The 21,734-nt window shown below is 72.0% G+C and carries 16 protein-coding genes; 6 read left to right on the forward strand and 10 right to left on the reverse strand.

Annotation, left to right across the window (positions count from 1 at the left end):
• The first annotated feature begins 5 nt into the window (after window positions 1-5).
• Window positions 6-1,007 carry an alpha/beta hydrolase gene (locus ACH54P_RS10490; RefSeq protein ID WP_489912165.1) on the forward strand — a complete coding sequence of 334 codons (1,002 nt, stop codon included), beginning with the start codon at window positions 6-8 and terminating at the stop codon, window positions 1,005-1,007.
• Between the two features lie 368 nt (window positions 1,008-1,375).
• Entirely contained in the window at window positions 1,376-4,510 is a 3,135-nt protein-coding gene (locus tag ACH54P_RS10495; RefSeq protein ID WP_489912166.1) for a PA14 domain-containing protein, read from the forward strand.
• 61 nt (window positions 4,511-4,571) lie between these two features.
• Here ACH54P_RS10495 and ACH54P_RS10500 read toward each other — a convergent pair whose 3' ends face one another.
• Window positions 4,572-5,324, reverse strand: coding sequence for an SGNH/GDSL hydrolase family protein (locus tag ACH54P_RS10500; protein WP_489912167.1), 753 nt, complete (start codon window positions 5,322-5,324; stop codon window positions 4,572-4,574).
• A gap of 102 nt (window positions 5,325-5,426) precedes the next feature.
• Between ACH54P_RS10500 and ACH54P_RS10505 the strand changes: the two genes are divergently transcribed.
• Genes ACH54P_RS10505 through ACH54P_RS10515 form a run of 3 tightly spaced genes read left to right on the forward strand, consistent with a single transcriptional unit; the run spans window position 5,427 to window position 7,980 of the window.
• Window positions 5,427-6,101, forward strand: coding sequence for a response regulator (locus ACH54P_RS10505; RefSeq protein WP_489912168.1), 675 nt, complete (start codon window positions 5,427-5,429; stop codon window positions 6,099-6,101).
• Window positions 6,098-7,504 (forward strand): ATP-binding protein, encoded by a 1,407-nt coding sequence (locus ACH54P_RS10510; protein WP_489912169.1) that lies wholly within the window; start codon window positions 6,098-6,100, stop codon window positions 7,502-7,504. Before ACH54P_RS10505 ends, ACH54P_RS10510 begins: the two co-directional genes overlap by 4 nt.
• The gene (locus ACH54P_RS10515; protein WP_489912170.1) at window positions 7,501-7,980 is read left to right on the forward strand and encodes a hypothetical protein; all 480 of its coding nucleotides are present in this window, start codon (window positions 7,501-7,503) and stop codon (window positions 7,978-7,980) included. The genes ACH54P_RS10510 and ACH54P_RS10515 overlap by 4 nt, the downstream gene beginning before the upstream one ends.
• Here ACH54P_RS10515 and ACH54P_RS10520 read toward each other — a convergent pair.
• The 4 genes from ACH54P_RS10520 to ACH54P_RS10535 all read right to left on the reverse strand — a co-directional run bounded on the left by ACH54P_RS10520 (window position 7,967) and on the right by ACH54P_RS10535 (window position 11,774).
• Window positions 7,967-9,178 (reverse strand): acyltransferase family protein, encoded by a 1,212-nt coding sequence (locus ACH54P_RS10520; protein ID WP_489912171.1) that lies wholly within the window; start codon window positions 9,176-9,178, stop codon window positions 7,967-7,969. The genes ACH54P_RS10515 and ACH54P_RS10520 overlap by 14 nt on opposite strands.
• Before the next feature lie 90 nt (window positions 9,179-9,268).
• Window positions 9,269-10,015, reverse strand: coding sequence for an ABC transporter permease (locus ACH54P_RS10525; protein ID WP_489912172.1), 747 nt, complete (start codon window positions 10,013-10,015; stop codon window positions 9,269-9,271).
• Window positions 10,012-10,770 (reverse strand): ABC transporter ATP-binding protein, encoded by a 759-nt coding sequence (locus ACH54P_RS10530; RefSeq protein WP_489912173.1) that lies wholly within the window; start codon window positions 10,768-10,770, stop codon window positions 10,012-10,014. Before ACH54P_RS10530 ends, ACH54P_RS10525 begins: the two co-directional genes overlap by 4 nt.
• On the reverse strand, window positions 10,767-11,774 hold the full coding sequence (locus ACH54P_RS10535) for an ABC transporter substrate-binding protein (protein ID WP_489912174.1): 1,008 nt from the start codon (window positions 11,772-11,774) through the stop codon (window positions 10,767-10,769). Before ACH54P_RS10535 ends, ACH54P_RS10530 begins: the two co-directional genes overlap by 4 nt.
• A 307-nt stretch (window positions 11,775-12,081) precedes the next feature.
• On the opposite strand from ACH54P_RS10535, the gene ACH54P_RS10540 reads away from it, so the two are divergent.
• Complete coding sequence (locus ACH54P_RS10540; protein WP_489912175.1) at window positions 12,082-12,873, forward strand: hypothetical protein; 792 nt, start codon at window positions 12,082-12,084, stop codon at window positions 12,871-12,873.
• 56 nt (window positions 12,874-12,929) lie between these two features.
• Here the strand turns inward: ACH54P_RS10540 and ACH54P_RS10545 are convergent, their stop codons facing one another.
• From ACH54P_RS10545 to ACH54P_RS10565, 5 genes are read right to left on the reverse strand one after another with little or no spacing between them, the layout of a single operon-like run.
• Window positions 12,930-14,000 (reverse strand): branched-chain amino acid aminotransferase, encoded by a 1,071-nt coding sequence (locus ACH54P_RS10545; protein WP_489912176.1) that lies wholly within the window; start codon window positions 13,998-14,000, stop codon window positions 12,930-12,932.
• 29 nt (window positions 14,001-14,029) lie between these two features.
• The gene (locus ACH54P_RS10550; protein ID WP_489912177.1) at window positions 14,030-14,437 is read right to left on the reverse strand and encodes a nuclear transport factor 2 family protein; all 408 of its coding nucleotides are present in this window, start codon (window positions 14,435-14,437) and stop codon (window positions 14,030-14,032) included.
• Window positions 14,434-18,336 carry a non-ribosomal peptide synthetase gene (locus ACH54P_RS10555; protein ID WP_489912178.1) on the reverse strand — a complete coding sequence of 1,301 codons (3,903 nt, stop codon included), beginning with the start codon at window positions 18,334-18,336 and terminating at the stop codon, window positions 14,434-14,436. Before ACH54P_RS10555 ends, ACH54P_RS10550 begins: the two co-directional genes overlap by 4 nt.
• Window positions 18,333-21,521 (reverse strand): non-ribosomal peptide synthetase, encoded by a 3,189-nt coding sequence (locus ACH54P_RS10560; protein ID WP_489912179.1) that lies wholly within the window; start codon window positions 21,519-21,521, stop codon window positions 18,333-18,335. The genes ACH54P_RS10555 and ACH54P_RS10560 overlap by 4 nt, the downstream gene beginning before the upstream one ends.
• Complete coding sequence (locus ACH54P_RS10565; RefSeq protein ID WP_489912180.1) at window positions 21,518-21,733, reverse strand: MbtH family protein; 216 nt, start codon at window positions 21,731-21,733, stop codon at window positions 21,518-21,520. The genes ACH54P_RS10560 and ACH54P_RS10565 overlap by 4 nt, the downstream gene beginning before the upstream one ends.
• Between the last annotated feature and the right edge of the window lies 1 nt (window position 21,734).

Consider the following 21,734-nt stretch of genomic DNA (forward strand, 5'->3'; position numbering starts at 1 on the left):
AGGCGATGGGACCCGACCCGCACGACGATCGCACGGCCGGACACGACTCCGTGGCCCTCGATCCGGTGGTCGAACGCTACGTCCGCGCTTCGGCGGCGCCACCCCACCTGCAGCAGCTCGGCCCGGATGACGGGCGGCTCGCCTTGCTCGAGGCCCAGGACGACACGATCGGCGACGAGCGGGTTCACGCCGAGTTCGCGATCGCGCCGATCACGGCCGAGGGCCCGGTCGGCTTCTGGCTCTTCCGGCCCGCGCACCTGACCGGCCCGCTCCCGGTGGTCGTCTACCTGCACGGCGGACGCTGGATGCTCGGGGAGGCCCGCACGCACGGCCGGCTCGTCCGCGAACTCGCGACCACGACCGGCGCGGCCTTCGTCGTGCCCGAGTACACCCGCACCCCCGAGGCGCGCTACCCCGTGGCCCTCGAAGAGTGCTACGCCCTGCTGGACTGGATCACCGGCCACGCCGGAGACCTGGGTCTCGACACGTCCCGGCTGGCCGTGGCGGGCGACTGCGCCGGAGCGACGCTCGCCACCACGCTGACCATGCTCGTCAAGCACCGCGGCGGACCCCGGATCCACGCTCAGCTGCTGTACTACCCGCTCACCGACCCGCACTGCACCAGCGAGTCCCACCGCCGGTTCTCCACCGGCTACCTGCTCAGCAGCGGCCAAGCACGTTGGTACTGGCACGAATACGCCGGGCGGCCCGGCGATCTCGACGAGCCCACCGCCGCCCCGCTGCGCGCCACCCGCGAGGAACTGACCGGCCTGCCCCCGGCCCTGGTGATCACCGCCGAGGCGGACGTCGTCCGCGACGAAGCCGAGCAGTACGCCCGGCACCTCAGGCAGGCCGGGGTGCCCGTCACCGCCACCCGCTATCTGGGAACGACGCACGACTTCGTCTCCCTCAAAGCACTCCGCGACATCCCGGCCGCCCGGGCGGCCGTCCACCAGGGCGGCACCTTCCTCCGCGAGGCGCTGTGGGGGCCGCCGCCCGCCCGGTGACGCGGTTCAGGCGCGTCGCTGAGTGCGCCGACGCCCGATCGAGTCGGCTCAGGCAGCAGCACGCGCCAACGGCAGGGCCACCGAAGGAGCCCGGCCGCCTCACTGCCGCTGCCACTCGGCTCCGTCCTGTGGCCGGAACCGAGTGGCCACGGCGGTCACGCAGGCGTCGATCGGGGTGACGCACCAGGTCGAGGCCCGCAAGGCGTTCCCCGCTCGCATGACACCGCGGTCGCCCACACACGGTGGCCTTGAGTCCTGGCAGTTGGCCTAGAGATACCTACATTCGGCGGTACTGAGCGGTCCGACTTGTCTGATTGGATCCCCTCAGCTCGTTTTACAACGTTGTAAAAGTGAAAAGGACCCCGCCGATGAGAAGAGCCGCTTCCGTCCTCGTCGCCCTGCTGGTGGCGTTGGGCGTGGCGTCCGGCACGCCGCCCGCAGGCGCCGCCGAGCCCGTGCACGGCTTGAAGGCCGAGTACTTCACGATGTCCATGCCGGGCGCGCGTGACTTCGCGAACCTGGCCGGTACCGCGCTCGACTCGGAGGTAAACCACGCGGATCTGACCTCGGTCTTCGGGTTGGTCGCCGGGCGCACGGAGCACACGACCGCCCGGTGGAGCGGACAGCTCGCCGTGCCGCAGACCGGCGATTACACGTTCTACGCCACCGGTGACAACGGGTTCCGGCTGTTCATCGACGGCGCGCCGGTCATCGACCACTGGGTCGGGGACTGGGACACCGAGCAGACCAGCGCGCCGGTCACGCTGACCGCCGGCCGGCAGTACGACTTCAAGCTGGAGATGTTCCAGGACGTCGGCGGCGCCAACATGTTCCTGCGCTGGTCGAGCGCCGCCATCGCGAAGCAGATCGTGCCGCTCTCGGCGTTCACGCCTCCCGCCGACTACGCGGTCGTGCCGCGCTCGGCGGACGTGGCCAAGGACGGCCGCACCCTCACGGCCGACTTCGACGGCCGGGTCTCGGGGACGAGCGACCTGAAGGACCACCTGCGCATCGAGGTCGACGCGACGCCGATGCCGGTCTCGTTCATCACGACGACCCGCACCCGGGCCACGATCCAGCTGGCCGAAAAGGTATTGAAGGGCCAGCGAGTCACCCTCTACTACGACGGCGCGGGTGCGCTCGCGGTGAACGGCGCGAAGATCGGCAAGACCGGGCGCACGGTCGCGAACGCGTCGACGGAACGGCTCAGGACGCCGTGGGGCGAGAACGTCGACACGCGCCACCCGTTGCCGGAGTACCCGCGGCCGCAGCTCGAGCGCGACAAGTGGGTCAACCTCAACGGTCCGTGGGAGTTCTCGGCCGCCAAGGAGGGACAGCAGCCGGCCTTCGGCAAGAGGCTGCCCGAGAAGGTGATCGTGCCCTACCCGATCGAGTCGCAGCTCTCCGGGCTCGAACGGCACGAAGACCACATGTTCTACCGCCGCACGGTCACCGTCCCGCGCGACTGGAAGATCGGCGGCGGGCAGCGCCTCAAGCTCAACTTCGGCGCGGTCGACTACCAGGCCAAGGTCTGGGTGAACGGCAAGCTCGTCGCGGAACACACCGGCGGTTACACGGCGTTCAGCGCGGACATCACCGACGCGCTCAAGCGCGGCGACGAGCAGGAGATCGTCGTCGCCGTCACCGACACGACCGGCCCGTACCAGCCCAAGGGCAAGCAGTCCCCCAACCCCGGCGGCATCTTCTACACGCCGTCGTCGGGCATCTGGCAGACGGTGTGGCTGGAACCCGTGGCGGACCAGGGCATCGACGAGATCAAGACGACTCCCGACCTCACCACCGATTCGCTGGCGCTCAACGTCAAGTCCGCGGGCAACGCCACCGTCACGGCGGTCGCCAAGGACTCGCGCGGCCGGCAGGTCGGCACGGTCACCGGCCCGGCGAACGCGAACCTGAAGCTGCCGGTGCCGAACCCGCACCTGTGGACGCCGGACGACCCGTACCTGTACCAGCTGGAGATCAAACTGGGCGGCGACAAGGTCAAGAGCTACTTCGGCATGCGGTCCACCGGCATCACGAACGTCGGCGGCACGCCGAAGCTGACGCTCAACGGCAAGCCGATCTTCCACCTGATGCAGCTGGACCAGGGCTTCTACCCGGACGGCCTGAACACCGCGCCGAGCGACGAAGCCCTCGTCTTCGACCTGAAGGCGCAGAAGGACCTCGGCTTCAACGCCGTCCGCAAGCACATCAAGGTCGAGCCCGCCCGCTGGTACTACCACGCGGACCAGCTCGGGCTGCTGGTGTGGCAGGACTTCGTGTCCGTCGAGGACGGCAACAACCCAGCCGCGCAGCAAGCCTGGCTCAGCCAGGGCCTGGAGGAGATGCACCAGCTGCAGAACTACCCGTCGGTCTACGCGTGGATCGTGTTCAACGAGGGCTGGGGCGAGTGGGACAAGACCGCCACCGGCCGGATCACCGACCAGGTCAAGGCCGCCGACCCGAGCCGGATCGTCAACGCCCACAGCGGGGTGAACTGCTGCGCCTCCAAGGGCGACTCGGGCCGCGGCGACGTCATCGACCACCACGACTACAACAACACCGACCCCGCCCGCTCGGACGGCAGGCGCGTCGCGATGGACGGCGAGCACGGCGGCTTCACGCTGCGCACGCCGGGTCACCAGTGGCCGGGTGCGCCGATCGCGATCTACAGCGGGGTTGCGGACAAGGCGGCGCTGACGGCGAAGTACGTCGACAACACCCGCACGTTCTACCTCGGGCAGGCCCGGGCCGAGCTGTCGGCCTCGGTCTACACGCAAGTCACCGACCTGGAAGGCGAGCTCAACGGGCTCTGGACCTACGACCGCAAACGCCTCAAGGTCGACCCGGGTCCCGTCCGCGAGATCAACCGGCGCGTGATCGAGGCCGGTGCCAACGCCGGGAAGCCCTACCCGTACGCGGGCAAGGGCGAATGGAACCTCGACGAGCGCGGAGGAACCACCGCGAAGGACTCGAGCGGCGGCAACAACCCGCTGACGCTCACCCCGACCGGGGTCACGTTCAAGGACGGCGCGCTGCAGTTCACCGGCGGCTCCGCCGACACCTACGGCCCGGTCGTCGACACGACCGGTGACTACACCGTCTCCGCGAAGGTGCGGCTCGACGAGCTGCCCGGCAACTACGCGACCGCGGTGAGCCAGGACGGCCGGGAGCGGGAAAGCCCGTTCTACCTGCAGTACGGCCAGGGCGCGTTCGCGTTCAGCACCCCCGGCGGCAACCGGGCCCGGTACGAGGTCGTGCCGGAGACCGGCCGCTGGTACGAGCTCACGGGTGTGCGGTCCGGCAACGAGATCCGGCTCTACGTGGACGGCGTGAAGGTCGCGACGGCCCCCGCCGGACCGGCGCTGGTCAGTACCGGCGCGTTCACGGTCGGGCGGGCCAAGTACGACAGCCGCAACGTCGACTTCTGGCCCGGCGCGGTCGACGAGGTCGGCGTGGCCGGCAAGGCGTTGACGGACACGGAGGTCGCCCAGCTCTCCTGATGCCCTCCCGCGACGCGGGTGCCGCGCTGCGAAGCGCGGCACCCGCGCCTGCTCCGCGAGCTCAGCAGTCCTTGAAGTGGTTGTCCGCGGACCAGCCGGTGTTGGCCCAGGTCTGCGCCGGTGCCGGGGCGAAGCCGGGGAACAGCTTCGCCAGTTCGGCGAGCAGCCAGCCGGTGAAGCGAGCGGCGCCCTGGGGGCAGGTGTGGATCCCGTCGGCGCTGCGGTCCGCCTTGCCTTCTTTGACCTGCTGGTAGGTGCTGCCCCACACCGTGCCCGCGTCGAGCACGCTCGCCTGGCCCGGGGCGGCCTGCGCGATCGCGCGGGCGGCCTCGGGAGCGCGGTTCAGGTCGGCCAGGTGCGGCTGGTAGAAGTCGTCGGGCTTGATCGGGGGTGTGGTGACGAAGACCAGTTTCGCGCCGGCGCCGGTGACCGTCGTCAACAGCTTGCCGTAGGCGGCCTGCTGCTCTTCCCGGCTGCCCCAGTCGTACGTGGTGAGCTGGTAGACGACCACCGCGGGGTGGGCCGAGGTGAGCTGCCCGGGCAGCTTCCGCCAGTTCTCCTCGGAGAACGGCCCGACGACGTTCCCGCCGCCGTCGGCGGCGATCGACTGGAAGTCGACGCCGCTCGCCTTGAACGCGGCGGCCAGGGGCAGTGCCTCGCCCGCGGCGACGGAGTCACCGAGGAAGAGCACCTTGCCCGGTCCGGAGCCGGGCGCCGGTGCGGGCGCGCCGGTCGTCGTGGCCCCGCCGGAGCAGGCGGTGGTCAGCAGGAGCAGGCCGGCCACGCCGAGGACGGGAATTCGCGTTTTGCTCATGGAATCGACGGTGCCGCCCCGGTGTCCGCGTGCTTCCGCCGTCTTGTCCCGGTCGTGTCGCAAGAAACCGCCGAGCCGGCCCGGCTTGTCCATACTGGACGGGTGGCGGCGATTCTGCTGATCGAAGACGACCCCCTGGTCCGGCGCGGGCTCGAGCTCGCGCTGGGCAGGCACGGCCACGACGTCGGCACGGCGGACACCGGCGAGGACGGGCTGCGCCGGTTCCGCTCGGCCCCGCCGGACCTGGTGGTGCTCGACCTGATGCTGCCGGGCATCGACGGGTTCGAGGTCTGCCGCGGCATCCGGGCCGCCGGCTCGGTACCGGTGATCATGCTGACCGCGCGCGGCGACGACTTCGACGTCGTCGGCGGCTTGGCGGCGGGCGCGGACGACTACGTCGTCAAGCCGGTGCGGCCCGCCGTGCTGGACGCGCGGATCCGCGCGGTGCTGCGCCGCGGCACGGGTTCCCCGGACGGCGTGCGGGTGCACCGCGACCTGCGCATCGACACCACGTCGCTGACGGTGTCGTCGCGCGGCGAGCCGGTCTCCCTGACGCCGACCGAGCTGCGGCTGCTGCTGACGTTGTCGCGGGCGCACGGCCGGGTGTTCAGCCGGCAGCAGCTGCTGGAAGAGGTGTGGGAGCACGACTACCTCGGCGACTCCCGGCTGGTCGACAACTGCGTGCAGCGGCTGCGGGCGAAGATCGAGGCCGATCCGGCGACGCCGGAGTACGTGCAGACCGTGCGCGGGTTCGGCTACCGGTTCGGACCGGTGTGAGGCTCCGGCCGCGTGGCCTGCGCGCCCGGCTGCTCGTCGCGTTCGTGCTGGTGACCGTGCTCGGTGCCGCCGCGGCGGCCTGGTCGAGCGCCGGCTCGGCGAGCACCGCGCTGGTCACCTCGACGCAGCAGCGGATCACCGAGGGCGTCGCCGGCCGGCTCGGCGCGATCACCCCGCAGCTGACCTTTCCGCCGGACCAGGACGCGCTCGACCGGCTGCGCACGGCCGCCGGGGAAAACACCGTGGTGACCTACCGGGATCTGCGGTCCTCGGCCGGCACCGGCACCGATCTGGTCCCCGGCACGCTGCGCGCCGCCGTGCGCAGCCGGAACCGGCTCGTCACGCAGCGGATCACGGCCGGGAGCCGGCCGTGGCTGGTGGTCGGCACGCCCGTCACGATCACCGCGCCGGACGGGGCCCGCACCCCGTCCGGCATCGAGGTGTACTCCGTGCACGACCTGACCGGCGTCGAACAGCAGATCGACGGCCTCACCCGGTCCGCGACCATCACCGCCGCCCTCGCGCTGCCGCTGGCGGTGCTGCTGGCGCTGCTGGCCGCGGGCAGCGTGCTGCGCCCGGTGCGCGAGCTCCGCGACACGGCGCGCCGGCTGGCCGGCGGCGACCTCGGCGCCCGGTCGCCGCCCCAGGGCGCCGACGAGCTGGCCGAACTGACCGTCACGGTCAACGAAATGGCCGAGTCCGTCCAGACGTCGATGCTGGCCATGGAACGGATGCAGGCGGACGCCCGGCGGTTCGCCGCCGACGTCTCGCACGAGCTGCGCACCCCGCTGAGCACGCTGACGGCTGTCGTGGAGGTCCTGGCGACCACGGCGGACGGGATGGAGGCCGACGCCCGGGAGTCCGCGCAGCTGGCGATCGTCGAGACGCACCGGCTGGTCCGGCTCGTCGAGGACCTGATGGAGGTGGCCCGCTTGGACGCCGGCACCGCGCAGCTGCGGGTGGAGGAGGTCGACGTGGCCGGTGCCGTGCGGAACTGCCTCCGGGCCCGCGGCTGGCTGGACCGGGTCGAGGTGGTGGCACCGGGCGGGATCCTGCTGCGGCTGGATCGGCGCCGGCTGGACGTCATCGTGGCCAACCTGGCCGGCAACGCGCTGCGGCACGGGGAGCCGCCGGTGCGGGTCGCCGTCTCGGAGTCCCGTGAGGACGTGCGGATCGAAGTCACCGACCGCGGGCCGGGGCTGCCCGCGCACGTGGTGCCGCACGTGTTCGACCGCTTCTCCAAGGCCGACGCCGCGCGCACCCGCACCCCGGGCAGCGGGCTCGGGCTGGCGATCGCGCTGGAGAACGCGCGTCTGCACGGCGGCGACCTCACCGCGGGCAACGCCGACGGCGGCGGGGCGCGGTTCGTGCTGTCCCTGCCGCGGAACCGGGAGGACTCGTGAAGCGGATCTGGCCCGCGGTGGCGGTGTTCCTGCTCGCGGGCTGCGGGGTCCGGCCCTCCGAGGTGGCCGACGGGGGCGAGGCCCCGACGGGCGTGGCGCCGGGGATGACGCTGTACCTCGTCGACGCGCACGAGCAGCTCCGGCCGGACCTGCGGCCGACCGGTCACCTCGGCTCGGTCTCCGAGGCGCTGGCGCTGCTGCTGAGCGTGCCCAGCGGCTCGGACCTGCACACGGAGATCGCCCCGACGCCGGTGACGAGGGTGGTCGTGACGCCCACGACCGGCGTGCTCCAGCTGTCGGTGCCGCTGACGATCCACGACGTGACCCCGCTGGGCATCGACCAGATCGTGTGCACCGCGCTGGGCGCCCACGTCCAGGCCGGCGGGGACCGGAGCACGAAGGTGCAGGTCCGCTTCGTCCAGCCCACCCCGGAGTCGGACCCGGCGCGGACCTGCCCGCTGATCACAGCCCGGTGATGTCGACGACGGCCGGGGCCGGGGCGGGCAGCACCACCCACAGCACGGCCAGCCCGGCCGTGACCGCGGTGCACGCCAGCACCCCGCTCCGGCCCCGCGCCCACCGGGCCCGGAACCGGATCGGGTCCTCGACCAGGTACTTCGACAGCGTGGCCAAGCCGATGGACACCGCGAGCACCGTCAGCGTCCGGGGCAGACCGTCGAGCCCGGTCCGCTCCGGGGAAACCAGCACGAACACGGGCCAGTGCCACAGGTACAGGCTGTAGGAGATCAGCCCGAACCACCGCAGCGGCGGCCAGGCCAGGACTGTCGCCACCCCCGTTCGCGGCGCCTGCACGCACAGCCCGATCAGCAGCGCGGCGGCCAGCGAGTGCGCGAACAGCCCGCCGGTGAACAGCCACCTCGACGTCGTCCCGTCCGCCAGCGACCACAGGATCCCGATGCCGGCCGCGAGCAACGCCGCCGCGGCGCCCGCCCACCGGGCGGCCGCGCGGGCCGGCGCCGCCCGCACCGGCCCGGTGGCGACAACCGCGCCCAGCAGCAAGGAAAACGCCCGGGTGTCGGTGCCGGTGTAGACCCGGCTCGGATCGGCCGGGCCGGCGAGCGTGACCATCAGCGCGAGCGAACCGATCGAGGCCGTGGCCGCGACCACCGCGACCCAGGTTTCCGGCCGTTTCGCGTACCGGGCGACGACCAGCAGGACCGGCGGCCACAGCAGGTAGAACTGCTCTTCGACCGCGATGCTCCACAGGTGTTCGAAGACCCGTTGCGACCCGAAGCGGTCCCAGTAGCCCGCCGACTGCGCGAGCAGGTGCCAGTTCACCAGGTTCAGCTGCACCCACGGGCCGTCGTCAAGGGCCGTCCGCACCAGGCCCGGCGGCCCGATCACCCACACCACCACGGTCACCCCGGCGAGCATCGTCACCAGCGCGGGCAGCAGCCGGCGGATCCGGCGGCCCCAGAAAGCGAGCAGCGACACCGCTCCGGTCGCCTCGACCTCCCGCAGCAGCAAGCCGGTGATGAGGTACCCGGACAGGGTGAAGAACAGGTCCACCCCGAGGAAACCCCCGGGCAGGTGGCCGGTGTGGAACAACAGCACACCGAGGATCGCGACCCCGCGCAACCCGTCCAGCGCGGGCAGGTGTGGCTTGCGCCCGCCGGCGAACCGAATGACCCCGGCGGGCTGAACTTCGCTCATGCCGCCGACTGTTCCGCGTCCGTGTCGGCAGGTGGTCCCCGCGACGTCGCAGTCCGGTCGCAGCCGGTGTCGCCGGCACCACCACGGCGATCACCGGTGCTCCTCGGCCCACGGCAACAGCTTCCGCTCGAGGTAGGCCAGTCCGTAGAACAACGCGATGCTCATGATCGCCAGCAGGGTCATCGCGGCGAAGGCCAGCGACGTGTCGGCACTGGCACCGGACTGCACGATGACGAAACCGAGCCCGGCGTCGGCGCCGACGAACTCGGCGATCACCGCGCCGATGACCGCCAGCGAGATCGCCACCTTGAGCCCGACGAAGATCTGCGGCAGGGCGTGGAGGAACCGCAGCTTGAAGAACTCCTGACGGCGGGAGGAATCCCACGAGCGGAGCAGCTCGACGAGCTCGTGCGGCGTGGACTTCATCCCGGACGCGGTCGAGATGACCACCGGGAAGACGCACACCAGCACGACCAGGACCACCTTCGGCCCCTGGCCGAAGCCGAACCACACCACCAGGATCGGGGCGACGGCGATCTTGGGCACCGCGTTCACGGCGAGCAGGATCGGGTAGAACGTCCGTTCCAGGAGCGAGGAACGGACGATCAGCATCGCGAGCGGCACACCGACCACTATGGACAGCGCGAACCCTTCGATGGTCTCGACCAGGGTAACCAGGCTTTGCCTGAGAAGGTAGCCCGGCAGCTCGAGGAACGAGGCGACCACGTCGGCCGGGCTGGGCACGAGGAACCGCTCGATCGAGAAGACGATCGTCACCAGCCACCAGAGGCCGATGAGCACCAGCACCCCCACGACGGGCAGCACGCGGCCCCTCATGTCGCTCCCCCGTCGACCGGTGCGGTGAGCAGATCGCGCAGCTCACGACCGGCCTGATCGACGTCGGGCCGCCCGGGCACGCGGGGCCGGGGAACGGCGAGGTCGACGGTCTTGCGGAGCCTGCCCGGCCGCGGGGTGAGCACCGCCACCCGGTCGGCGAGCACGACAGCCTCCTCGATGGAGTGCGTCACGAACACGACCGTCCGGGGCTGCTCCAGCTGGATGCGTTGCAGTTCCGCGGAAAGCTCCGTACGGGTCAACGCGTCCAATGCGGAGAACGGTTCGTCCATGAGCATGACCGCCGGAGCGTGGATCAACGACCGGCACAGCGAGACCCGTTGCTGCATCCCGCCGGAAAGCTCGTGGGGCAACCGCTTCTCGAAGCCACGCAGGCCGACCAGCTCCAGCAGCTCGTGCGCCCGGTCCCGGTAGGACTTCCGGTCCAGGCCGAAGATCTCGATCGGCAGCATGACGTTCGACAGCACCGACCGCCACGGCAGCAGCGCCGGGCGCTGGAACATGAACGAGACGTCGCGACGCGGCCTGGTCACCGGCTCGCCGTCGACGAAGATCCGTCCCCGGGTCGGCGGCAGCAGGCCGGCGATGAGCCGCAGCAACGTCGACTTGCCGCAGCCGGACCGCCCGATGACCGCGACGAACTCGTTCTCCCCCACCTCGAGGTCGATTCCGGCGAGCGCCTGGACCGGCCCCGCCCGGCCGTCGAAGACCTGCGCCACGCCGTCCAGAACGATCACGGCCGGGGCACCAGCCCGAAGGAGACGACGTCGGCGGGGGTGAGCACACCGGCCGGGACGGCTCCGGCGTCGGCGAGGGTGCCGATGATCTTCCGCACCCGCGCCTCGGCCACCTGGCCGAGCGGGCCGGTGAAACCGGCAGGCCGGACGTAGGGCGCCATCAACCCGATCTCGGCGCCCGCCACACCCGCGTCCTGGGCCGGCTGGTACTTCTTGAGGATCGCGCCGAGCTCGCCGGGGTGCTCGATCGCGTAGCCGAGCCCCTTGAGCAGCGCCGCGGTGAACCGCCGCACCAGAGCGGGATTCCGGGCGGTGAGATCCTTCGACGTGACGACCACGTTGCCGTACAGGTCGGGCACCAGGTCACCGTAGGGCAGCACGACCGCCTTCTTGCCCCGCGCCGCCGCTTCGATGAGCGGCCGGCCCACGACGAACTGCCCGATCCCGTCCACCTGCCCGCTCGCCAGCAGCTGCGGAAGGGCCGGCGGAGCGGCCGGCACGAACCGCACCGAGGCCGGGTCGACACCGGCGGCCTTGGCGTAGACGGGGAACATCACCTGGTTCGTGGAGCCGGCCTGATCGGCGATCTTCTTCCCGGCCAGGTCCGCCGGCTTGGTGATGCCGTTGCCCTCGAGCGAGACGATCGCGGCGAGGGACCGCTGGTGCACCGCCGCGACGGCGGTGACCGGCAGCTTCTCCTTCGCCACGGTGATCGCGGTGGCGGTGAAGTCTGCCGTTCCGACGTCCGCCCGGCCCGCGGCGACCAGCTTGAGCACGTCCACCGTGCCACTGCCCGGCGTGATCGTGACATCGAGCCCGGCTTCGGCGAAGAAGCCTTTCTCCTGGGCCACGTAGGCGTAGGCGTCACGGCCGAAGGTGCCGAACGACGTCAGATAGGCGACTTTGTCCCGGCCGGCGGAAGGCGTGTCGCCGGACCCGCCGCACCCCGTGGCGACCAGCGCGACCAGCGCGACCGCGAGCAAAACAGCCAGACCAGGCCTCATGACGCCCCTCCCCCGACGAAACTGATGGTCTTGTCCCAGTAGCTTCGACCTTCTTCGCGACCACGGACAACCGCTACTCGCATGAACAGGCGGCCGCCGCGCGGTGCGGTTGCCCGGCACGTTCGGATGCCGACCGCACCGGTGGTGGTCAGCGGCCGGCCGCAGGGGTCGAAGGTGCGGAGGTCCCCGGCTCGCCGCGTCCGACATCCACGGCTGTCCGTGCCCTGGCGCACTCCCCCGTAAACCAGGATGACCTTGTTCCGGCCCGGCACTAGTCTCCAGTGGACGGTGAAACAGGGGAGTGATCGTGTCCAGCCACTTCGCGGCGATCGGGATCGGCGTTACCGGCAAGGCTGAGTTCGGGGAGAGGGTGGTCTCCTTGATCGGCGCGGGCACAGCGCGGCAGATCGCCGGGAAGACCAGCGAGCACGTTTGGACCGATCCCTCCGGCGCCCGGCTGGTCGCGCAGGTCCGCAACGGCGAGATCGAGTTCCTCCTGCCGAGCCTGGCCGGCACCACGCCCGCGGTACCGGTGCGCGACGTCCGCCTCGTCGATGACGAGACCGCGACGCTCGAACTCCTCGACGGCGTCGACGGAGAGCTGGTCTGCCCCGTTGCGGTGGAGCTGGAAGACCGAGCGATCCTCGCCCACTCCGGCGGGCGGCTCGAGAGCGGCTCCCTGGTGCTGGCGGCCCTGGCCGAAGACGTCACCGTGCACGCCGACGCCGAGGCCTACTACGCCTCTCAGGACGACGACCTGCCGAAATTCGCCGCCGACCACTTCATCCCCTCCGGCGCTTTCCCGCTCGCAGAACCCTCGCCCGGCTGGACGCCCTCCGCCCAGGCGCTGTTCGCCGGCGAGGTCATCGAGGCCGAGACTCCCGTGAACACCGTTACCGGCACGGCATTCCACCGGATCCGGGTCCGCACCATCGCCGCGATCGAACTCGGCGTCGCGATCGCGACCACCGACCTCGAGCAACCACCCGCGCCCGGCAACATTGTGACGGGGACCTTCTTCCTGACCGGAAGACTGGGACTACAGCCGGCCGACTCTGCAGAAAGCTCGCGGAAGCGACGGCGCTGGTTCCGACGATAGGCAAGGCACGGGGGTGGAGGGACTTTCGGGGAAAGCCCCTCCCCCACCCGTCCCGGTTACCGGGGGATGTGGTGCATCCAGTGGCCGGGGTCCGGCGCGCGGCCGTGCTGGACGTCCACCAGGGCCGTGCGCAGGTGGCGCGTCACCGGACCCGTTCCGCCGTCGCCGATGGTCCAGTCGCCGGCTTCGTCCACCACCTGGCCCACCGGGGTGACCACCGCCGCCGTGCCGCACGCGAACACCTCCGTGATCGACCCGGCCGTGCATTCCTCGCGCCACTGCTCGACCGAAATCCGCTCCTCGCCCACCCGGTAGCCGTCGCGCTCGGCGAGGGTGAGCAGCGAATCGCGGGTGACCCCGGGCAGGAGCGTGCCGGTCAGCCGCGGGGTGACGACCTCGGCGCCGGGGCCGCTGCCGCGGACGAAGAACAGGTTCATCCCGCCCATTTCCTCCACCCAGCGCCGTTCCACCGAATCCAGCCAGACGACCTGCTGGCACCCGGCGTCCTGCGCGATCCGCTGGGCCACGAAGGACGGCCCGTAGTTCGCGGCGCACTTGACGTTGCCGGTGCCGCCCGGCATGGCCCGGCTGTGCTCGTGACTGACGAACACCGAAACCGGGCGCACCGTGTCGCCGAAGAAGCCGCCGGCGACGAACGCCATCAGCAGGAATTCGTACGTCTGCGACGGGCGCAGCATCAGGTTCGCCTCGCTGCCGTACATCAGCGGCCGCAGGTAGATGCTGTGATCCGGGTCGTCGGACAGCGCGTGCTGATCGGCGGCGACCAGGCTTTCCAGCGCCAGCAGGAAGTCCTCCTCCGGCAGCTCCGGCATGGCCAGGCGCCGCGCCGACCGCTGGAACCGGTGCGCGTTCTGCCGGGGGCGGAACACCGCCATCGAGCCGTCGGCCTGGCGGAACGCCTTCATCCCTTCGAAGATCACCTGGCCGTAGTGGAGGCCGAGCATCGCGGGGTGGATCGACAGGTTGGCCAGCGGACGCAGTTCCGGTGCGTGCCACCCGTCCTGCTCGGTCCAGCTCATCGCGTACAGGTGGTCGGTGAACGCGTCACCGTGCCCGGGACTCGTGGTGGCGGCCGGGTTCGTGGCCGGCTCGAGAAGTGAGGTCATGACTGGTTTCTCCTCTGGGTTTCGTCGGTTCAGACCAGCGGGGCGAAGAAGAAGGTCTCCCGGCGCGTGAAGCGGCCGTCCGGCCCGGCCTGGAAGAAGTCGGCGAACCGCAGGTCGACCGGGCTGCCGTCGTGCAGTTCGCCGTGGAACTCGCCGCGCACCGCGACATCGCGCCCGGTGGCCAGCACGGTGGTCAGGCTGTGCCTGCCGGAGCGGATCACCCGGTGCTCGGTGTAGAACCGCGCGACGCCTTCCGGGCCGGGGAACGGCTCGTAGCCGGGGCGGTGGTAGCTGGACTCCGGCGCGAACAGCGCGGCCAGGCCCGGCACATCTCCGGCGTCGACGCAGTCGTAGAACCGGCGGGCGTTGGCCGTCGCCGCCGTTTCGGCTGTCCCTGCTGTTCCGGCGACCGGGCGGACGTGCACATCGGCGGTCATGATCGGGTTTCCCTTCCCTGGAGTGCGGACAGTTCTCCGGCCAGCAGCGCGCCGACCGCGTCGATCGGGCCGGGCGCGGCGAGTTCGCCGTGCCGGCAGTCGATTTCGTGCACCCGGAGCCGGCCGGTGACGTACGGCAGCCAGTCGCCGGGCACGGGCGAGCCGGGCGGCCGGTCCGCCGCGGCGACGACCAGCAGGACGTCCCCGTCGAACTCGTCCGGAGTCTGCTCCGCCCGCATGGTGACGCTGTCGGCGAAAACCCCCGGGAGCGCCGCTATCGCCGCCGGGTCGAGCGTCGACAGCGGGCTGTCCGGCGCCCGCAGGGTGGCGGCGAACCGGGCCCGGTCGATCACCTGGTCCACCGGATAGCCCAGCGAAGCCAGCACCATGGCCAGGACCTCCGGGTCGTCGGCGTCCAGCGCGGCAGCCGCATCCGCGGGACCCGCGGGGTAGCCGTCGAGCAGGGCGAGCAGCCCCACCCGCTCCCCCTCACCGCGCAGCCGCGCGGCCATCGCGTGGGCGATGTTCGCGCCGAACGACCAGCCGAGGAGGTGGTACGGCCCGTTCGGCCGCACCGCGCGGATCTGCGCGAGGTAGTCCTTGACCAGTTCGTCGGCGCTCGCGGGCCGGGCTCCCGGAGCAGACAGGCCACGGGCCTGCAGCGCGTACACCGGACGGCCGGTGACCTGCCGGAGCAGCCCCGCGTACACCCAGCCGACGCCCGCCGCCGGGTGGACGCAGAACAGCGGCTCGCCGGTCCCGCCGCCGCGCAGCGGCAGCAGCACGGCCAGCGGGTCGCCGTCCGCGGCGGCATCCAGCCGGTCGGCGAGGCCGGCCACCGTCGGGGCCTCGAACAGGGACCGGATGCTCAGCCGGACGCCGAGTTCGGCGCGGACCCTGGCGATCAGCCTGGTCGCCAGCAGGGAATGCCCGCCGAGGTCGAAGAACCCGTCGTCGATGCTCACCGAGTCCAGTCCCAGCACCTCGGCGAACAGTCCACACAGGACCTCCTGCCGCGCGGTCACCGGCGCGCGGCCCGCGACGGTGACCACCTCGGGTGCGGGCAGCGCCTTCCGGTCGAGCTTCCCGCTCGGGGTGAGCGGCAACTCCGCCAGCGCCACGATCGCCGAAGGCACCATGTGGTCCGGGAGGACGGCCGCGGCGTGCTCCCGCAGCGCGGCCGGATCGGCCGCGCCTTCGGTAGGCACCACGTAGCCCACCAGGCGCCGGTCGCCCGGCCGGTGCTCACGGGCCACCACCGCCGCCTGCGCGACGGCCGGGTGCCCGCCGAGCACCGCGGCGATCTCGCCGAGCTCGATCCGCTGGCCGCGGATCTTCACCTGGTCGTCGGCCCGGTCGAGGTACTCCAGGACACCGTCGCCGCACCAGCGGACGACGTCGCCGGTGCGGTACAGGCGCCCGCCCCCGGAGTCGAACGGGTCGGCGACGAACCGTTCCGCGGTGAGCTTCGGCCGGTTCAGGTAGCCGTCGGCGAGCTGGACCCCGGCCAGGTAGAGCTCCCCCGGGATCCCCGGGGGCACCGGCCGCAGCCGCTCGTCGAGGACGTGGACCCGGGTGTTCCACACCGGGGCGCCGATGGGAACGGACACGGTGGCGTCGCCGGGGTCGTAGCGGTGGGCGGTCACGTCGACCGCCGCCTCGGTGGGCCCGTAGAGGTTGTGCAGCCCGGCGTCGGAGATCGCGGCGAACCGGGCGGCGAGCGTCGAGGACAGCGCCTCACCACTGCAGATCACCCGCCGCAGGCCGGGGCAGCCCGCCGAATCCGGCGACGCGACGAACGCCTCCAGCATCGACGGGACGAAGTGGACGGTGGTGATCCGTTCCCGGCGGATCAGGTCGGCGAGGTAGGCCGGGTCCCGGTGGCCGTCCGGCCGGGCCAGCACCAGCGTGGCGCCCACCAGCAGCGGCCAGAAGAACTCCCACACCGACACGTCGAAACTGGACGGCGTCTTCTGCAGCACCCGTTCGCCCGGCTCCAGCCCGTATTCGTGCTGCATCCAGCACAGCCGGTTGACGATCGCGGCGTGCCCGACCACCACTCCCTTCGGCCGCCCGGTCGAACCCGACGTGTAGATCACGTACGCCGGGTCGGCGCCGGTCACCGCGGGCAGTGACCCCGTCGCGGTGGCCGGCTCGGCGGCCAGCCGCGCGAACGACTCCGGGGTCAGCACCACCGCCGGCGCGGCGTCGGCGAGCATGAACTCCACCCGTTCCGCGGGGTAGGCCGGATCGAGTGGCAGGTACGCGGCACCGGCTTTGTGCGCGGCGTAGAGCGCCACGACGAGCTCCACCGAACGAGGCAGGGACACCGCCACGACGCCGCCCGGTCCCGCGCCGCGGGCGCGCAGCCGATGGGCCAGCCGGGTCGCCGCGTCGTCCAGCTCGCGGTAGGTGAGCGACCGGGCGGGCTCCCCGTCGAACAGCACCGCCGGCGCGTCCGGAGTCCGTGCGGCCTGCTCGGCGAACATCGCGGGCAGGGTCGTGTCCGGCACCGGCGCCGCGGTGGCGTTCCAGTCCGCCACGATCCGCTCCCGCTCGTCCGGCCCGAGCACCTCGATCGCGCCGACGGGTGCGCCGGGATCGGCCACCACCGCCGTCAGCACCCGTTCCAGCCGCACCGCCATCGATTCGATGGTGGCGGCGTCGAAGAGGTCGACCGCGTACTCCAGCGCGCCGCTGATCCCGGCGGGCCGGCCGGCGTCGTCGAAGTGCTCGCCCGCGGCCAGCATCAGGTCCGACTTGGCGACGTTCACCGGCACCTGCTCGACCGCCGCGTCCAGGTCACCGATCCGCAGGAGCGCCTCGGCGTTGTTCTGGACCAGCACCGTCACCTGGAACAACGGGTGCCGCGACAGCGAGCGGGCCGGTTTGAGGGTCTCGACCAGCAGCTCGAAGGGCACTTCCTGGTGGGCGAACGCGGCCAGGTCGCGCTCCCGCACCCTGGCCAGCAACTCGCCGAAGCCCGGGTTGCCGGACACGTCCGTCCGCATCACCAGCGTGTTGACGAAGAACCCGACCAGGTCGTCGAGCGCCTCGTCCGTCCGGCCGGCGGTCGGTGAACCGAACGGGATGTCCTCGCCGGCGCCCAGCCGGCTCAGCAGCACCGCGAACGCCGCCTGGAACACCATGAACAGCGTGACCCCGTTGGCGCGCGCCAGTTCCGCCAGCCCGCGGTGCAGCCGCGCGTCGAATTCCAGCGGCACCACCCGGGCGGCGCCGCCCTCCGCGCGGCGGGGCCGGTCGAACGGCAGGGCCAGCTCGTCCGGGATGCCCGCCAGCGTGTCGCGCCAGAAGGCCAGCTGCCGGGACACCAGGCTGTCCGGATCGGACTCGTCGCCGAGCAGTTCCCGTTGCCACAGGGCGTAGTCGGCGTACTGCACCGGGAGCGGCTCCCAGTCCGGTCCGGTCCCCGCGATGCGGGCTTCGTACGCCGTGCCCAGATCACGCAGCAGCGGTCCCATCGACCAGCCGTCGCTGGCGATGTGGTGCAGCACCAGTTCCAGCACGTGGTCGGCCTCGCCCGCGACGAACAGGAAAGCCCGGATCGGCGGCTCGGTGGCCAGCTCGAACCCGTCCCGCGCGGCCGAGATCAGCGCCTCGGCGAGCTCGCCGCCGGGCACGTCCCGCACGATCGGCTCGAGCACGACCTCCGCCGGCTCGAGCACCCGCTGCACCGGAAGGCCGTCCACGACGGGGTACACCGTGCGCAGCACCTCGTGCCGGGTGAGGACGTCACGCAGGGCGGCGGCCAGCGCGGCGCGGTCGAGGTTCCCGCGCAGCCGGATCGCCAGCGGGCAGTTGTACCCGGGGCCGCGTTCCAGCTCGTTGAGGAACCACAGCCGGCGCTGGCCGTAGGACAGCGGTGTCGGCGCGCTCATGCCGACTCCACCCGCTGCCGGCGCATCGCCCGCAAGCTCGGCCGCGCCTTCTCCGCGCGCCCCAGCCACTCGACGAGCCCGGCCACCGTCGGCGCCTCGAACACCGCCTGGATCGACAGCTCCCGGCCGAACGCGGTCCGTGCCCGGCTGATCAGCTTGGTGGCCAGCAGCGAGTGCCCGCCGAGGTCGAAGAAGCCGTCGTCGATGCCGATCCCGGTCACGCCGAGGACTTCTTCGAACAGTCCGCGCATCAGCTCTTCTTCGGGGGTGCGCGGGTCGCGGCCGGTGGTCAGCGCGGCGTAGTCGGGTGCGGGCAGCGCGGCCCGGTCGAGCTTGCCGTTCGGGGTGATCGGCAGCTCGTCGAGCAGCACGAACGCGGCGGGCACGAGGTACTCCGGCAGCAGCGCGGCGACGTGCTCGCGCAGGTCACCGGCGGTGAGCTCGACGCCGGAGGCCGCCACCGCGTAGGCCACCAGCCGCTTGTCGCCGGGCCGGTCCTCCCGGGCGACGACCGCCGCCTTGCCCACCCCCGGGTGCTTGCCGAGCGCGGTCTCCACCTCACGCGGCTCCACCCGGAAGCCGCGGATCTTGATCTGGCCGTCGGCCCGGCCGAGGAACTCCAGCACGCCGTCGGCGCGCCAGCGCACGAGGTCGCCGGTGCGGTACATCCGCTCGCCGGGCTCCCCGAACGGGTTGGCCACGAACCGTTCCGCGGTCAGGGCCGGCTGGTTCACGTAGCCGTGCGCGAGCCCGATCCCGGTCATGTAGAGCTCGCCGATCACCCCGGAGGGCACCAGGTTCAGCTGGTCGTCCAGCACGTACACCCGCTTGTTGGCGATCGGCTTGCCCACCGGGATGGACGCGAGCCCGGTGTCCTGCTCGACGATCCGGTGGCAGAGTGTGAAGATCATGTTCTCCACCGGCGAGTACCCGTTGACGAGCCGGATGCCCGGGTACTCGCGCAGCGCCTTGGCCACGTGCGCGATCGACGCGGCTTCGCCGCCGGTCATCAGCTGGCCGACTCGGGCGAAGACACCGGGGTACTCGTCGAGCATGAAGTTGAGCAGGCTGGCCGACAGGTGCATGGTGCTGACGCGGTGTTCGCGCACGAGCTGCGCGATCACCGCCGGCTCCGGGCGCTGGCCCGGCTGCAGCACGCAGGTCCCCCCGAACAGCAGCGCGCCGAACAGCTCGAGCGCGAACGCGTCCCACGACACCGGCGAGCACTGCAGCACCACCTCGGTGGCCGAGAAATCCACATAGGACTGCTCGAGCAGGGTGCCGAGCACCGCCTGGTGCGGAGCCGCGACGCCCTTGGAGCGGCCGGTCGACCCGGACGTGAACATCACGCAGGCGAGGTTGTCGGGGACCGCGATCGGCGGGGGCGCGGTGGCGGGGCGCCCGGCGATCGCCGGGGCCTGCTCGTCCACGAGCAGCACCGCGACCTCCGCGCCGGCGACCCGGTCGGCCAGCGCCCGGTCGGTGATCACCAGCGCGCTGCCGGAGTCGGCCAGCACCCGGCTCAGCCGGGCGGCCGGGAAGTCGGGGTCCAGCATGGTGTACCCGCCACCCGCCTTGAGCACCGCCAGCAGCGTGACGATCAGCTCCGGGCCGCGGTCCAGGCAGATCCCGACGAGCTCGCCCCGGACGGGTGCGGTGGCCAGCAGGTGGTGGGCGAGCCGGTTGGCCCGCCGGTCCAGTTCGGCGTAACTCACCCGCTGGTCGCGGAACACCAGCGCGGTCGCGTCCGGCGTGGCCGCGGCCTGCTCGGCGAACCGTTCGCCGATGGTGGTCTCGGGCAGCGGGCGGGCGGTGTCGTTCCAGTCCAGCGCGATCTGCTGCCGCTCGGCCTCCTCGAGCAGCTCGATCCGGCCGACCGGCTCGTCCGGGTCGGTGGTGACCGCGGCGAGCAGCCGGATCAGCCGGGCGGCCATGGACTCCACCGTGGCCCGGTCGAACAGGTCCGCGGCGTACTCCAGCGCACCCCGGATCCCGGTGGGCCGGCCCGCCGGGTCGGCCTCCTGCTCCTCGAAGGCGGCGGTCAGGTCGAACTTCGCCGCGCCGTTGGAGCTGAGTTCGGAGGTCACCTCGAGCGCGGGCAGCCGCAGGGTGGGCGCCTCGTTGTTCTGCAGGACCACCATGACCTGGAACAGCGGGTGCCGGGCGGCCAGCCGCACCGGGTTCAGCTCCTCGACCAGCCGCTCGAACGGCATGTCCTGGTTGCCGAACGCGCCGAGATCGCGCTCCCGCACCCTGGCCAGCAACTCGCTGAAGCTCGGGTTGCCGGACACGTCGGTCCGGAGCACCAGCGTGTTGACGAAGAACCCGACCAGCTCGTCCAGCGCCTCGTCGGTCCGGCCGGCGACCGGCGAGCCGAGCGGGATGTCGTCTCCGGCGCCCAGCCGCTTCAGCAGCACGGCGAACGCCGCCTGCAGCACCATGAACAGCGTCACGCGGTTCGACCGGGCCAGCTCCAGCAGCGCCTCGTGCAGCTCGGCGTCGATGTGCCCGGTGACGGTCCCGCCCTCGTGGCTGGGCGCGGCCGGCCGGTTGCGGTCGAAGGGCAGGGTCAGCTCGTCGGGCAACCCGGCCAGCGTCGTCCGCCAGTACTCCAGCTGCCGGGCGAGCAGGCTGTCCGGATCGGCCTCGTCGCCGAGCAGTTCCTGCTGCCACAGCGTGTAGTCCGAGTACTCGACGGCCAGCGGCGGCCACTGCGCCGGCGCGCCTTCGTACCGGGCGGTGTAGGCCGTGCCGAGGTCACGCAGCAGGGGGCCCAGCGACCAGCCGTCACCCGCGATGTGGTGCAGCACCAGGACGAGGACGTGTTCCTCGGCGCCCAGCTCGAACAGCCAGGCCCGGACCGGCGGCTCGACGGCGAGGTCGAACCGGTGCTTGCCGATCGCCTCGACGTCGGCGGGCAAGTCCGCTTCGGTGCTCCGCTGCTCGGTGAGCAGCTCGGGCAGCTCTTCGGGTTTCAGCGTCTCCTGGAACGGTTCGCCCTCGACCACGGGGAACAACGTCCGCAGCACCTCGTGCCGGGCGACGACGTCGTTGAACGCGTCCCGCATCGCCGGCCGGTCCAGCTGCCCGCGCAGCCGCACCACCAACGGGATGTTGTACGCCGGGCTCTGCTCGAGCTGCGTCAGGAACCACAGGCGTTTCTGGGCGTAGGAAAGGGGAATCACGACAACTCCTCGCTGAGCACGGGCGTGGCGGCCGGACGCAGGTCGGTCCAGGTCGCGTCGATGTGGTCGAGGCAAGCGGCACGGGGACCGGGGCCGTGCTCCGCGCGCCAGCCGCCGGGCACGTCCAGCTGCGCGGGCCACAGCGACCGCTGCGCGCGGTCGTTGACCAGCACCAGGAAGCTGCCGTCCTCGTTGTCGAAGGGGTTCTGCACT

The organism is Amycolatopsis sp. N2S4-7 (genome assembly GCF_058119595.1).

Excerpts from the sequence above, each read along its gene's own strand:
- ACH54P_RS10490 (WP_489912165.1), top strand. The coding sequence starts at position 6 with ATGGGACCCGACCCGCACGACGATCGCACGGCCGGACACGACTCCGTG.
- ACH54P_RS10495 (WP_489912166.1), top strand. The coding sequence starts at position 1,376 with ATGAGAAGAGCCGCTTCCGTCCTCGTCGCCCTGCTGGTGGCGTTGGGC.
- ACH54P_RS10500 (WP_489912167.1), bottom strand. The coding sequence starts at position 5,324 with ATGAGCAAAACGCGAATTCCCGTCCTCGGCGTGGCCGGCCTGCTCCTG.
- ACH54P_RS10520 (WP_489912171.1), bottom strand. The coding sequence starts at position 9,178 with ATGAGCGAAGTTCAGCCCGCCGGGGTCATTCGGTTCGCCGGCGGGCGC.
- ACH54P_RS10525 (WP_489912172.1), bottom strand. The coding sequence starts at position 10,015 with ATGAGGGGCCGCGTGCTGCCCGTCGTGGGGGTGCTGGTGCTCATCGGC.
- ACH54P_RS10535 (WP_489912174.1), bottom strand. The coding sequence starts at position 11,774 with ATGAGGCCTGGTCTGGCTGTTTTGCTCGCGGTCGCGCTGGTCGCGCTG.
- ACH54P_RS10545 (WP_489912176.1), bottom strand. The coding sequence starts at position 14,000 with ATGACCTCACTTCTCGAGCCGGCCACGAACCCGGCCGCCACCACGAGT.
- ACH54P_RS10550 (WP_489912177.1), bottom strand. The coding sequence starts at position 14,437 with ATGACCGCCGATGTGCACGTCCGCCCGGTCGCCGGAACAGCAGGGACA.
- ACH54P_RS10555 (WP_489912178.1), bottom strand. The coding sequence starts at position 18,336 with ATGAGCGCGCCGACACCGCTGTCCTACGGCCAGCGCCGGCTGTGGTTC.